At 48.6% G+C, this 13,584-nt stretch carries 9 protein-coding genes; 5 read left to right on the top strand and 4 right to left on the bottom strand.

What is annotated here, in order from left to right:
• Positions 1–127: 127 nt before the first annotated feature.
• A complete protein-coding gene (locus tag DXN05_RS07670) occupies positions 128–1,597 on the top strand; it encodes a hypothetical protein (RefSeq protein WP_116846653.1) in 1,470 nt (489 codons plus the stop codon).
• A gap of 137 nt (positions 1,598–1,734) precedes the next feature.
• On the opposite strand, the gene DXN05_RS07665 is transcribed toward DXN05_RS07670, so the two are convergent.
• Complete coding sequence (locus DXN05_RS07665; protein WP_116846652.1) at positions 1,735–2,163, bottom strand: type I restriction enzyme HsdR N-terminal domain-containing protein; 429 nt, start codon at positions 2,161–2,163, stop codon at positions 1,735–1,737.
• Between the two features lie 152 nt (positions 2,164–2,315).
• Between DXN05_RS07665 and DXN05_RS07660 the strand changes: the two genes are divergently transcribed.
• Together DXN05_RS07660 and DXN05_RS07655 are read left to right on the top strand one after the other, a co-directional pair.
• Entirely contained in the window at positions 2,316–3,086 is a 771-nt protein-coding gene (locus DXN05_RS07660; RefSeq protein WP_116846651.1) for an AMP nucleosidase, read from the top strand.
• A 3-nt stretch (positions 3,087–3,089) separates the two neighbouring features.
• A complete protein-coding gene (locus tag DXN05_RS07655; RefSeq protein WP_116846650.1) occupies positions 3,090–4,829 on the top strand; it encodes an ABC transporter ATP-binding protein in 1,740 nt (579 codons plus the stop codon).
• A gap of 1 nt (position 4,830) precedes the next feature.
• Here the strand turns inward: DXN05_RS07655 and DXN05_RS07650 are convergent, their stop codons facing one another.
• On the bottom strand, positions 4,831–8,526 hold the full coding sequence (locus tag DXN05_RS07650; RefSeq protein WP_116846649.1) for a TraB/GumN family protein: 3,696 nt from the start codon (positions 8,524–8,526) through the stop codon (positions 4,831–4,833).
• Positions 8,527–8,845: 319 nt separating this feature from the next.
• Here DXN05_RS07650 and queA point away from each other — a divergent pair, with 319 nt between their 5' ends.
• Both queA and DXN05_RS07640 read left to right on the top strand, forming a co-directional pair.
• On the top strand, positions 8,846–9,895 hold the full coding sequence (gene queA / locus DXN05_RS07645) for a tRNA preQ1(34) S-adenosylmethionine ribosyltransferase-isomerase QueA (RefSeq protein WP_116846648.1): 1,050 nt from the start codon (positions 8,846–8,848) through the stop codon (positions 9,893–9,895).
• Between the two features lie 110 nt (positions 9,896–10,005).
• Entirely contained in the window at positions 10,006–10,923 is a 918-nt protein-coding gene (locus tag DXN05_RS07640) for an alpha/beta hydrolase (protein WP_116846647.1), read from the top strand.
• 85 nt (positions 10,924–11,008) lie between these two features.
• On the opposite strand, the gene DXN05_RS07635 is transcribed toward DXN05_RS07640, so the two are convergent.
• The gene (locus DXN05_RS07635) at positions 11,009–12,328 is read right to left on the bottom strand and encodes an aspartate kinase (protein ID WP_116846646.1); all 1,320 of its coding nucleotides are present in this window, start codon (positions 12,326–12,328) and stop codon (positions 11,009–11,011) included.
• Positions 12,329–12,466: 138 nt separating this feature from the next.
• A complete protein-coding gene (locus DXN05_RS07630; RefSeq protein ID WP_116846645.1) occupies positions 12,467–13,543 on the bottom strand; it encodes an Ldh family oxidoreductase in 1,077 nt (358 codons plus the stop codon).
• Between the last annotated feature and the right edge of the window lie 41 nt (positions 13,544–13,584).

Genomic DNA, 13,584 nt, shown 5'->3' with positions numbered 1-13,584 from the left:
AACGGGTTATGAAACCGGGTACCGGCTTTATTATGCATGTGCATAACAAATGTTCTGTTCCGTGCGCTACGCACATAGCCCCGGCGCAGTGTGCTGGTGCCTATCTTTGCGGAAACCCAATTCCTTTATGAAAAAAGTAGTAGGTATACCGATACTGCTTTTGTTAACCTGTTCCCTCCGGGCGCAATCGACAAAATTCATTGATTCACTGCTCAATAACCGCATCCTGCGCGTTCCCGCCTATGAATCGGACACCATCAGCCACAATCAGCTGCTGTTCCAGATGCAATACGCCAAAAGCCTTTTTGTAGATACCACCGGCGCCAGCGAACTGAAAGGCGCACAGATACTTTCTGTAGACCTCCTGTTTACCGATTACCCTGCACACAGCGATTTGAAGCCGTTGAACAAACGCAGGCTGATAGCCCTTTGCCAGCTGGTACCGGGTATTGAAAAGCAGAAAAACATCAGCTGGACCATTGTGCGCCAGATGGATGGCAAGGACCCGGAAAGCGCAGGCCGCCTGCACCACGGCTTTGTGATTAACTACCGCAAACCCTACACGCCCGAAGACCGCAAGAGGGAACTGACCATAATACAGCAGGCGATACCTGATACAACGGTGCCTTACCAGCCGGCAGATGAGACGCCCGGTAAAATTCACCAGTGGGCCATTATTCACCAGGGCAATACACCCAGGGCCAAAACCTTTATGGGCCGCCCGCTGAAAAAGCTTACCGACCAGCGTGCCAAACTGGAGCCGCCTGCCGAAGGCGACAGTATTGTAGCCATTACACCGGATGTAGCCCTGAACAAATACCTGATTGACCCGAAGATGCGTAAAATGGTGAACGGGGAAGATTCGCTGTTTTTACTGCTTGGCCCCAGGCCAGACCCGGGCGGAACCCTGGTAAAAGCGCCGGAACCTGTGGCCAAACCGGTAATACCTGCACCTGACCCGGTACCTATGCCGCAAGACAGTACGGTACTGCACACCTTTGCCCGTAACAAGTTTGAGCACATGCTGGTGATAGCAGACGTAACAGGCAGCATGTCGCCATACATTGTTCAGCTGGTGCAATGGATGCAGCAGCATGAGAAGCGAAGCAATATTGATTACTGTCTTTGCTTTAATGACGGAGACAACCGCATAGATGATCTTAAATACATTGGCAACACCGGCGGTACGTACGGTGCCAAAGTAGAGAACAGCAAGGAGATGGCTGATCTTATTCAAACTACTATGGAGAAGGGCGATGGCGGTGATCTTGAAGAAAATCCCTGTGAGGCAGTGATAAAAGGAATTGAAGCCGCCCCTGACAGCAAAAACGTAGTGCTGATAGCCGATAGCTGGGCACCTGCACGTGATTTACAACTGGTGGGCCAGATTAAGAAACCGGTACAGGTGGTGATATGCGGTAAAAGACTGGGCGTGCATCCCGATTTAATTACCATTGCCCTGGTGAGCGGCGGCAGTTTACACTTCATCAATGAAGACATACTGGACCTTTCCCCGCTGAAGCAAGGCAAAGAAATGTTTATACATAACCGCTACTACCGTTTCAACGGCAAACAGGTAGTGGAGGCGGTACATTAATATGCTTGTGTGTTTTTTGTGGTTTTACAATTCAAAATTTGAGAGCAGGTTTCGGCCTGCTTTTCTTTTTCCGCTTAAGGCAGCAAAAGAAAAGCAGGCAATGGTTGGATTGTTTAATTGCCTGATGGTTATTGTTGTCAGGCGAATTCGGGCAATGCTTCCAAACCCTTCCTGGTAGCGGTTTCCATGGCAAATGTGTAGTTGCCGTTGGTTACTACCAGGTACTGCACATTCAGGGCCATATTGTAGCGGAATACCTGTGCGGCAACAGCATCGTTAAGCACCACATCCATTTCTTTGCACTCGACAATCATCCAGGGTTTATGTTCGCGGTATATTACAATATCGCAGCGTTTGCGGAGTTCACCAAGCATGATCTCCTTTTCCACAGCCATAATTGCCGTAGGGTATTTCTTCACCTGTACCAGGTATTGTATAAAATTCTGACGCACCCATTCTTCAGGCGTCAGGCGCACCCATTGTTTGCGTACTTCATCAAATATGCTCTCCTTCCCTGCTTCCTGTTTCATTTTAAAGGGCAGGGCCGGGTATTCGATTTTTACCATGCTGCAAAGTAAATGCATTTGCCTGCAACCGCCTTAACAGCTTGTTACGCCAGGGAATAATCAATTTATTTCAGTAAATTCGTAGAATTTATTCCGGAAGCTCCCTGGATAAGTCTGCAGATCGTACTCCCTAACTAAACCTCTGACATTATATGAAGACGAAAGAAGAGATCGTATACAACTGGCTTCCCCGTTACACCGGAGAAAAACTCGAAAACTTTGGTAAATACATCCTGCTGACCAACTTCAGCAATTATGTAAAAATGTTCGCAGAATGGAACAATGTTCCGGTGATTGGTCTTGACCGCCCCTTTCAATGCGCCACAGCCGAAGGCATCACGATTATTAATTTTGGTATGGGCAGTCCTGGTGCAGCTACTGTAATGGACCTGCTGCATGCCATAGAACCGGAAGCAGCGCTGTTTTTGGGCAAATGCGGCGGGCTGAAAAAACGCAACAAGATAGGCGACCTGATACTGCCCATTGCAGCCATACGCGGCGAGGGTACATCAGACGATTACTTTCCGCCCGAAGTGCCTGCCCTGCCTGCATTTGCGCTGCAGAAAGCCATCAGCACCACCATTCGCGACTACCAGGTTGATTACTGGACAGGCACGGTGTATACTATGAACCGCCGCGTGTGGGAACATGATGAAGAATTCAAAGAATATCTGCAAAGAATACGCGCTTATGCCATTGATATGGAAACAGCCACTATTTTTACAGTAGGCTTTTACAATAAAATACCTACAGGGGCATTGCTGCTCGTAAGCGACCAGCCCATGATTCCCGAAGGTGTAAAAACAGAAGCCAGTGATACCGCGGTAACCGCGCAGTATGTTGACAGGCATCTGAGAATTGGTATCGATTCATTAAAACAACTGATCAATAACGGTCTTACGGTAAGACACCTGAAATTTTAATTCATGACGGCATATGCTCCATTGTTGCGTGTAGAAAACTTAAGTATCGGCTTCACCAACAATGGCAGGTTAAGCCCTACGCTGCAAAACGTTTCGTTCAGCATTGGCAGGGGCGAGCTGGTTGCGGTAGTAGGCGAATCAGGCTCAGGCAAATCTATCACCGCATTATCGGTACTGCGCCTGTTAAGCAGTCCGCCTGCCGTGTACAGCAACGGTCATATTTATTTTCACCACAACAATGGCGAACCGGCCGACTTGCTGCAGTACACGCAGCAACAAATGGAAGCGCTTCGCGGCAACCGTATTTCCATGATATTCCAGGAGCCCATGAGCTCACTGAACCCGGTGCATACCTGCGGCAACCAGGTAATGGAAGCCCTGCAACAGCATCACCGGTTAAGCAATGAAGCGGCACGCGATAAAACACTTGACCTGTTTAACCAGGTGCAGCTGCCCACACCCGAACGCATATTTAACAGCTACCCGCACCAGTTAAGCGGCGGCCAAAAGCAACGTGTAATGATTGCGATGGCCATGTGTACCGAACCGGCACTGCTTATTTGCGATGAACCCACCACCGCGCTAGATGTAACCGTTCAGAAAAACATACTGCAACTGATCAGGCAATTGCAGCAGCACCAGAACATGGGTGTGTTGTTTATTACGCATGACCTGGCCGTGGTATCTGAAATTGCCGACAGCATCGTGGTATTGTATAAAGGTAAAATTGTAGAACAAGGCCCTGCCAGGCAATTGCTGCAAAACCCGCAGCACCCCTATACCAGGGCATTGCTGGCCTGCAGACCGGCCCTGCACCCCAAAGGTGAAAGACTGCCTGTGGTAGCTGATTTTTTAACCGTGACCAGTGATGGAGAGCTGGTTGAAAAAACAAACACCCCGCCATTACACCCTGCTGTTGCAGCTGTTGAGGCAGCGCCTGCTGCACACAACACGCCACTGGTATCGGTGAAAAATTTAAATGTATGGTTCCCGGTAAGCAAAAACTGGCTGGGTAAACCGCTGCAGTATACTAAGGCAGTCAATGATGTGAGTTTTGATGTTATGGTCGGCGAAACCCTGGGGCTGGTAGGTGAATCAGGCTGTGGCAAAACCACGCTGGGCCGCGCTTTGCTGCGGCTGGTGCAACCTACTTCGGGCGAAATATATTTCAAGGGACGTGATATGGTGCAGATGCCGCCCAATGAATTGAAGGCACTGCGTAAGGATGTACAGATTATTTTCCAGGACCCCTTCTCATCTTTAAACCCGCGCATAACCATTGGCGATGCCATTGCCGAACCACTGAAAGTGCATGGTATTGGTAAAAACGATGCAGAACGCAAAGAGCGTGTGATGGATTTGCTGCGTAAGGTGAACCTGCTGCCCGAGCATTACAACCGCTACCCGCACGCATTCAGCGGCGGACAAAGACAACGTATTGTGATTGCCCGTGCACTGGCACTGGAACCATCTTTTGTTATCTGCGATGAAAGTGTTTCTGCACTCGATGTAAGCGTGCAGGCCCAGGTACTTAACCTGCTGAACGATTTAAAACAGGCATTCGGCTTTACCGCCATTTTCATCTCGCACGATCTTGCCGTGGTAAAATACATCAGCGACCGGATTATGGTAATGAACAAAGGCCGTATTGAAGAAATCGGCGATGCTGCACAAATCTACCATCACCCGCAAAGCAGTTATACGCAGCGTTTGATTGAAGCGATTCCGCAGATCCGTTTGTAGTTTAATATTTCAGCATATTGCGCAGCTGCTCGTAGTTGGTGTCTTCAAAATAATTGGCTGCACTTCTGTGCCAGCTATACAAGGCACGCTTCAGCTGATCATCCAGCTGTTCCTGCAACAGGATGCCGGGTTTTACTTTTTTACCCGTTAAACGCACCAGCATGGTATTGCTGCTTACGCTTACACCATCTTTCGGCTGCAAACCGCTGAGGGCAATCATCCAGTTGTCCTGTTGTTTTAATTTATAGCGGTAAAGAAATACATAGCCTTCCTCCTGTTTTACCCGCACCAGTTGTTTGCCCATCAGTTCTACTGCATTAAACTTTGCCATGTTATGCGAGCTGAGCAGTTGTGAGCGCGCCATTGCTTCAGGCTTTTTCCATACGGCGGGAAACAATGCAGTTTGTTTTTCCTTTTCCAGTATGGCGTACAAATCACTGCGGTAGCCATCCTGCGCTGCAACAGACAACAATACGGAATCGGGCACCGGTTTGTGCTGTTTAAGCAAACCCTTTATGGCAGCCAGCTGCACGCCCGTGTTTTTTGATTGCAGCAGTTTGTTGATGTATTGTGCAACAGCAGGATATTCATCATAAAAAGGCACCAGCAGGCTGGTTATCCTGCTTAACTCTTCAGAACTGCGAAGCGCCACTTCTCCATTGTCGTCGCTGCCGGCATCGTCATCGTCGCTTTGTTTGTTCAGCAAACGTTCGTCGCGTGCCTGCTGGCGCTTGAACGCAATTTTGCCGTCGTATAAAAGCTTGTTGTAGTAACCATCATATTCTTTGGAAGTGATCAGGCCACTGTCTGCCAGGCTGGCCAGCAGCCGGGTTACAGGCACGCGATACTCTTCAAGACTGGCCAGTTGCAGCAAATCGGGAAACAGCTGGCGGCCCAGCTTCAGGGTATCTGCAAACGGCCTGAACAGGGAATTGTAGCCTTCTGTGCTTTCAAATACCGGCGGATCCTGCAGTACCAGGGTTTTAAATGCCCCGGTTGCATCCTGCGTTTTCATATAAGCCAAGGCGCGCAATATGGCATTCTGGAAATAACCTGTATCGCCTACTGCATTGTACAGGTTTACCAGGTATTGCCGCACCTGTACAGATACCAGTGTATCGTGTATATAACCCAGCTCTGCAATTGCGCGGATCTTCTGATCAAAATAATCCTTTGCACCGTATTGCTGCCGCTGAATAATCTGCATCAATGGCGCTACGCCTTCCCTGCCAAAATACACATCGCTCAGCACATCGTGTGCCTTCTTGGCTACTGCCGAATCTTTGCTGAAATAATCTGCCAGAAACAGGTTCAGCTTGTTTTCATAAATAGATGGCCCTATGCGAACGGTATCGGGCGTGAACGTATTGAAAAACGTATTGACAAAACTGCTGCCCTGCTCCAGTGTGTCAGTGATGGCCATAATACGGTACAGGCGATTCCCTTTCAGCAGCAGGCGTTGTGTAATAATGCGGGCAGTATTGGTATCGCACAACACCTGCTCATACCCCGTGCAACCGGGAACAACCGTAACCGGCTGCTGTGAACGCAATACCAGCTTGCGCCAGCGGTAATTCTCCAGTTCTTCTTTCCAGAAGCTGGTATCTGACCGCCGGAAATAATACCTGGGGTACTGTTGCATGCGCACCTGTATTCTTTCGCCGGTACTATCGCTTACAAAACCGGCGTAACGCGCGCCCTGCCAGTAAGTGGCTCTATCCTGCACCTTGTCGAGAAATTCTTCGCTGATGGTGGCATCGTACATATTCATCAGCTGTGTATCGAGTACGGGCCGCACCGGTGACCGTACCGAGAAATGCAACAGCGAATCGGTATACCATGCTGATGCTGCATATTGAAACGGCACAAAGTGAAACGAATCGAAATAACGTTTGTCAGGCACATGGCTGTTGCTCTTACTCATCAGCAGGTAATAATGCGGGCCACGCAGCAATGCAGCTGCATGCAGCCAGCCACCGCCTTTTATACTAAACTGCATACACAGCATTTCATAGCCATCGCGTTTTTGCCAGCTGTGCTGTACCAGTTTATCAACCAGTGCCGAACGGCGAACGCTTTCTTCTATCAGTTTTATATCGAACGTATCTTCTTCCAGGAAGTGCTGGTTGTGTACACTCTTTTTCCAGATGGAATAGGTATTGCCGGTAGCAGAATCAACGGCTTCATACTCCCAGCGGTCAACATGGTCGCTGTTGCTGGTATTACGGAACAGGTGCGGTTTGTGGGGCAACTGTACGCTGAAATCGCCTGCTGCGGGTTGGTACTGCACCCATGCGGCAGGTTCAACTGGTTGCATTTGTATGGAACCAAAGAAGGTTTCTGCTTCTTTCCCATCAACATAATTATCGTTGCCGCTCATTTTAAACACCATTACTTCAAACGGGGTAACAATAATGTTGTAGCGCTGCAGATCGCCGCGGCGGGTGCGGTTGGTGATATCGTAGCCAGGGTTGCCGTTAATGGCGATGCCTGTTTTTTTAATGATCCTGCCCGGAATATTTTCATACAACAGGCTGTCAATCTTTTTCAGCATATCGTTTACATTACAACCCAGCATGGCGGCATGGGTGTTAACGCGGGTAAGCATATAGTACGCACCATTGTCCATATCGGCATATTGCCAGCTGCCACCTGCGCCGTCTACCCTTGTGTCGGCACGGCGGTACAGGGTACCCGGCAATTGCATGGTTACTGCGCCATCTTCGGTGGTTACTTTTTTAAATACCACGGGTACCTTCATCTGGTCAATGGCCTCCTTGCGTGCAGCATCCCTGTCGAGCATGGTCACCGGCCGCAAATGATAACCCATTTTGCGCAGCAGTTCAATTACGCCACGTGCACCGGCCAGGTGTGCGGCACCCACACCCACAAAAAGAGAATGTTTGCGGATGATGGTATCGATGGAATGGGCCTGTATTTCGTTGCGGCGAAACAGGAATTTCTCCACGTAAGCCGGTGAATTAAACGAAAGCATTTCGAGCGAATCAAGCAGGTCGAGATTACCCTTGCGGTAAGCTTCCTGAATTTTGCGTTCCACCTCGGCTTCCTGTTCGCCTTCCAGTTCGGGCTTCTTCCGGTTTTTTTCTTTCGCCATGTCCTGGTAAGCTTCAAACACGGTTTTTTCGGTTTGATAATAATCTTCCACGCCTCCGGGCAGCTTGCCCAGCTTGCGGCCGGTTTGGTAGATATACAGATCGAGATAGGTATTTTCTTCGTAATCGGCCTGTGCCTGCAGGGTACGGTATAACAGGCTGTTGATTTGTGTAGGTTCTTCAGTAAGTGCAGCGCGCAGGTTGTCTTCAAATTTTTCGGGCTGAAAAGATTTTTCGCTGATGAAGTCGGTTGTTTCTCCTTCCATGTAGGCATTGATAGCGCGTTTGGACTGCTCCATGCGAATCATATCGGGTTGCCAGAGGCAGGGATTGAGTTCCAGCGCCACCACATCGCAACGCTGAATGGCATGGTAAAATGAATCGCTCAGGTGAAACACCATTTTACTGCTCACATGCATGGTACCAAAAAGGTACGAGGGTTTGGTTAAGCCATTGCCGGTGATTTCCCAAAGCAGGCTGGGATATTTGCCGGCAGTGTTTTTCTGGGAGCGGGCGGGTAGTGCCAGTAAGCTTGCGGTTAACAGGGTGAAAAAAAACTGGCGTATAAAAGCGGCTGAAGACATTAATTTATTTTAGTATATAAAAAATAGCATTCTTTGGGGCAGACTATTTCGCCTATGTTAAGTTGGTGAAAAGATGCGACTTGCTGAAATTTTTCGGGGTGGCCGGTGAAATGCCCGCAGATTTGAACAAATGCCCCGGCGTGCTGTTGTAGACAGAAATATGTTGCCTGTGCCGTAATGTAAATATAAAAACGTACCTTCGCACACTTTACCTAAAAAAATCATGCCGTAACATGACACGAACCCCGGTGCATAGGGGTGACTGTATGTGGCCTATTGTTCCAAAGAAAAGGCTTTGGAAAAATAAACTGATAGACACATGAAATTATCACAATTCAAGTTTGATCTTCCACTTAATCTGATTGCCCAAAATCCTACAAAACGCCGTGAAGACAGCCGAATGATGGTTGTAGACCGTAAAACGGGCAATATCGAGAACAAGAATTTCCGCGACATCCTGGATTATTTTGATGACAAAGACGTATTTGTTGTAAACAATACCAAGGTTTTTCCTGCACGCATGTATGGCCGCAAGGAAAAAACAGGTGCTAAAATTGAAGTATTCCTGCTGAGGGAACTGAACAAACCCAACCGTTTGTGGGATGTGATTGTTGATCCTGCCCGTAAAATACGTGTAGGCAACAAACTGTATTTCGGTGAAAATGATGAACTGGTAGCAGAAGTAATTGACAATACCACCAGCCGCGGCCGCACTATCCGCTTTCTTTGGGACGATGATGATGAAAGCTTCAAAAAAATGCTCGAGTTTCTGGGCGAAACACCACTGCCCAAATACATCAAACGCAAACCCGATGAAGAAGATAAAGAGCGCTACCAGACTGTTTACGCCAAACACGAAGGCGCAGTAGCTGCTCCTACCGCCGGTTTGCACTTCAGCAAAGAGCTTATCAAACGTTGCGAGATTAAAGGTATCCGCTTTGCAGAAGTTACCCTGCACACAGGCCTCGGTACCTTCCGCCCTATTGAAGTGGAAGACCTGAGCAAACACAAAATGGATGCAGAATACTACCGCATTGACGAAGAAGCCTGCAAAATTGTAAACAAGGCAAAAGAAACCAATCACCGCATTTGTTCTATCGGCACCACTACCATGCGCGCCATGGAAAGCAGCTTCACCGCACAAAAACTGCTGAAGCCAAGCGAAGGCTGGACCAACACGTTTATTCACCCGCCGTACGACTTTAACGTAGCCGATAGCCTGGTAACCAATTTCCATTTGCCCAAAACCAGTTTGCTTATCATGGTTTGTGCCTTTGCAGGTTACGAACTGGCTACTGAAGCATACAAACGCGCTATTAAAGACAAATACCGTTTCTTCAGCTATGGCGATGCCATGCTCGTTGTATAAGCACCTTACAACAAAACGGCTTACATAAAAAAAGCTGGCAGGTATTCCCTGTCAGCTTTTTTATTTTATCTTCCGTTACCGTACGTACAGACTAAAGCGTAAGGAAGCGTATGAAAAAAGCACTCTTCACAATTGCCACTATTGCCATGTATTTTACCGCACAAGCCCAACAGGTAATACCGCTGTACAGCGGCACCGTTCCCAACTCAAAACCCTCGCAAATGCAGGAACACCACGACACAACCGGCACCGGCGCCATTCGTGGTATTCAAAAAGTAACCACACCTGCATTAACTGTTTATTTGCCTGTTTCTACCGAGAACACAGGTACGGCTGTGATTATTTGTCCGGGTGGCGGCTATCACGGCCTGGCCGTTGGCCATGAAGGTTATGATGTGGCCCAACTGCTGAGCAGCTGGGGCATTACAGCCTTTGTACTGAAATACCGTTTGCCGGATGATGCCATTATGGAAAACAAAACCATCGGCCCATTGCAGGATGCACAACGTGCCTTGCAGCTGGTGCGCGAACGTGCAGCTGAATGGAAAATTGATGTAAACAAGGTTGGCATTATGGGCTTTTCTGCAGGTGGCCACCTCGCTTCTACGGCGGGCACTCATTTTAACATGCCGGTGATTGAAAACAAAGCCAATGTAAATCTGCGGCCTGATTTCATGATACTCTGTTACCCGGTTATCAGCTTTGCTGACAGCATTTGCCACAAGGGTTCACGGGATAACCTGCTTGGCTTTAATGCAAAGCCCGATAAAGTGAAACTGTATTCCAACGAAACCCAGGTAACTGCCCAAACACCGCCTGTATTTATCTTTCATGCAGAGGATGACAATGTAGTACCTGTACAAAACACACTTTATTTTTACGAAGCGCTGCTGCACAAACATGTGCCTTCAGAAATGCATATTTATCCCAAAGGCGGCCATGGTTTTGGCTTGCGCAACCCAACTACTACCGATGAGTGGGCAGGCCGTTTACACAACTGGATGAAGGCGAATAAATGGATCTGGTAAACGTGCCGGTGCCCCGCAGCACTAAAAACAAAGCCCTGTGGCAGGTATTGCTACGGGGCTTTTAGCTGTTTAAAGATGACTGTTACTACAAGCCGAATATACCTGCGTTCAGCAACTGCAGGGTTTTCGTTTTGTAGTCACTGGGCACCAGTAATGAAATGTTGTGCGGGCTGCCGCCATAGCTTACCATGCGAACAGGCACGCCGCTCAGTGCATCGAATAATTTTTTCAGCACATCGGGTGTTTGTGCAATTTCATTGCCAACAATAGAAACAATGGATTGGTTTGTATCTACCTCTACGCTGCCGAATGGTTCCAGCTCTTTAATGATCTGATCAAGGCTGGCATCGGTATCAATGGTAACCGATACTGCTACTTCTGAAGTGGTGATCATATCGATTGGCGTACGGTATTTTTCAAATACTTCGAACACCTTTCTTAAAAAGCCGTAGGCCAGCAGCATGCGGCTGCTTTTTATTTTAATAGCGATGATGCCGTCTTTTGCTGCCACTGCTTTAACACCTACAGTACCTGCATTTTCTTCGATAGTGGTACCTTTTGCTTCGGGCTGCATGGTGTTAAGCAGCTTTACCGGTACATTGTTGAGCTGCGCAGGCCAGATACAGGTAGGGTGCAGAATTTTTGCACCGAAGTAGGCCAGCTCTGCCGCTTCATCAAAACTTAACTGCTCGATGGGCAGGGTTTTATTAACAATGCGCGGATCGTTGTTGTGCATGCCGTCGATATCTGTCCATATTTCACATACAGAAGCCTTTACAGCAGCTGCAATAAGTGATGCGGTATAATCACTGCCGCCGCGTTTCAGGTTATCTACCTCACCGCGGATATTGCGGCAGATATAACCCTGTGTAATAAACAGTTTTTTATCGCTGTGCTGTGCCAGCTGCTGTTTCAGCTTGGTGCTGATAGCAGGCAGGTTTGGCTCTTCATTGGCATCGAGGCTCATAAATTCCAGCGCAGGCAGCAACAGGTGGTCAATGCCTTTTTCTGTAAGATACACGCTGAACAGTTTGGTGCTCATGAGTTCGCCCTGCGCAAGAATATCTTTGTTCAGCGCTTCGCTGAAAGAGATGCGCAGGATAATATTGAGAAATTCAAAATGTTCGTCAACAATTCCGGTAGCCGATTTGCGGGCTGTGGGCGTTTGCACCAGGTCGAAAATAAACTGGTGGTAATGTGCCTGCAGCTCGTCAATCTTTCGTTTGGCAGCGTCACGGTTTGCTCCTGCAATACTATCACTGATGGCTACCAATGCATTGGTAGTGCCACTCAAAGCGCTTAACACCACAATCTTTGGTTCTGCGTCTTTGGTAATTAATTCTGCAACCTGGTGCATACGTTCCGGCTTGCCCACACTGGTGCCGCCAAACTTCATTACTTTCATCTTGCTAAATAATTTGAAACGTTTTATATATCCGCCTTTCCGCCTGGGCGGTATTCCTGTTCAGCTGTTCAACGTACGTCTCCTGGTTGAATAAAGCGAGGGTAATCAGGCAGGTTCCTTATACAAAGGGTGACGAAGTTAAAAATTGATATTGAATTTCTGAGCAACAGTTTTCAAATCTTCTGCCACGGCTTCTACCACCGGTATGCCCGATTTCATGCGCGCTGCTTCCATTTCACGCTCGGGATCACCTGGTATTAAAACTTTTTCATATCCCTGGGCAGGCTTGGCTTTCCTGAAACGGTCTATCCAGTTGTCCATGTGCTGTTTAAATTCATCTGCCGGTCTGAACGCATCTACCCGCATGGCGCCGAAGAAATGGCCCAAACCCTCACCCGGCATGTTCTGCGGCATAGGCACATAGGCAGGGAACGGCGGCGCCCACGGACCATAACTGGCGCCACTAAGCACGGCAGAAAAAATATCTACAATGGAACCCAGCGCATAGCCTTTGTGGCTGCCATGTTCCCGGTCGCTTCCCAAAGGCAGCAAGGCACCGCTTTGTTTCAGTGCATTGGCATCGGTTGTGTCGCGGCCTTCTTTATCCTGCACCCAGCCCAGCGGGGCATCGGCATTTTTGCGCTGCAATATTTCAAGCTTGCCATTGGCGGCAGTGGTGGTGGCAAAATCAGCCACAAATGCAGGCTGCGTGGCAGCAGGAATAGCTACTGCAATGGGATTGGTGCCCAGCATTCGTTCTACGCTGAAGGTAGGCGCTACCAGTGCACTGGCGTTGGTCATGGCCATGCCGATCATATCGTGCTGCAAGGCCATCATGGCATGATAACCGGCAATACCAAAATGATTGCTGTTGCGCACGCTTACCCAGCCTGTGCCTGCCTGCCTGGCCTTGTCAATCGCCACCTGCATGGCAAAGGGGGCTACTACCAGGCCAAGACCTGCATCGCCATCTACCACAGCAGTAGAAGGCGTTTCGTGTACAATTTTTATATTGGGCGTTGCATTGATACGTTTGGCTTCCCACAGGCGCACATAACCGCTTAGCCTGGCCACGCCATGACTGTCGATACCACGTGCATCTGCTGAAATTAATACAGTGGCGGCCAGCGCAGCATCTGCATCTGAACAGCCCATGGCTTTAAATACATTTACGGTAAACTCGTATAATTGGGCGTAGCTATAGATCTTTTCCATAAGCGCAAGTTAAGAAAAACAGCTGTGGCTGCAGAAACCGC

Source organism: Deminuibacter soli (assembly GCF_003412455.1).
Classification (GTDB): Bacteria; Bacteroidota; Bacteroidia; order Chitinophagales; family Chitinophagaceae; genus Deminuibacter; species Deminuibacter soli.
The sequence above is the reverse complement of the archived record's forward strand: the minus strand, read 5'-3'. Positions and strand labels throughout refer to the sequence as shown.

Coding starts and splice junctions, on each gene's coding strand:
- DXN05_RS07635 (WP_116846646.1), bottom strand. CDS start 12,328: ATGAAAGTAATGAAGTTTGGCGGCACCAGTGTGGGCAAGCCGGAACGT.
- DXN05_RS07650 (WP_116846649.1), bottom strand. CDS start 8,526: ATGTCTTCAGCCGCTTTTATACGCCAGTTTTTTTTCACCCTGTTAACC.
- DXN05_RS07640 (WP_116846647.1), top strand. CDS start 10,006: ATGAAAAAAGCACTCTTCACAATTGCCACTATTGCCATGTATTTTACC.
- DXN05_RS07670 (WP_116846653.1), top strand. CDS start 128: ATGAAAAAAGTAGTAGGTATACCGATACTGCTTTTGTTAACCTGTTCC.
- DXN05_RS07630 (WP_116846645.1), bottom strand. CDS start 13,543: ATGGAAAAGATCTATAGCTACGCCCAATTATACGAGTTTACCGTAAAT.
- queA (WP_116846648.1), top strand. CDS start 8,846: ATGAAATTATCACAATTCAAGTTTGATCTTCCACTTAATCTGATTGCC.
- DXN05_RS07655 (WP_116846650.1), top strand. CDS start 3,090: ATGACGGCATATGCTCCATTGTTGCGTGTAGAAAACTTAAGTATCGGC.
- DXN05_RS07660 (WP_116846651.1), top strand. CDS start 2,316: ATGAAGACGAAAGAAGAGATCGTATACAACTGGCTTCCCCGTTACACC.
- DXN05_RS07665 (WP_116846652.1), bottom strand. CDS start 2,163: ATGGTAAAAATCGAATACCCGGCCCTGCCCTTTAAAATGAAACAGGAA.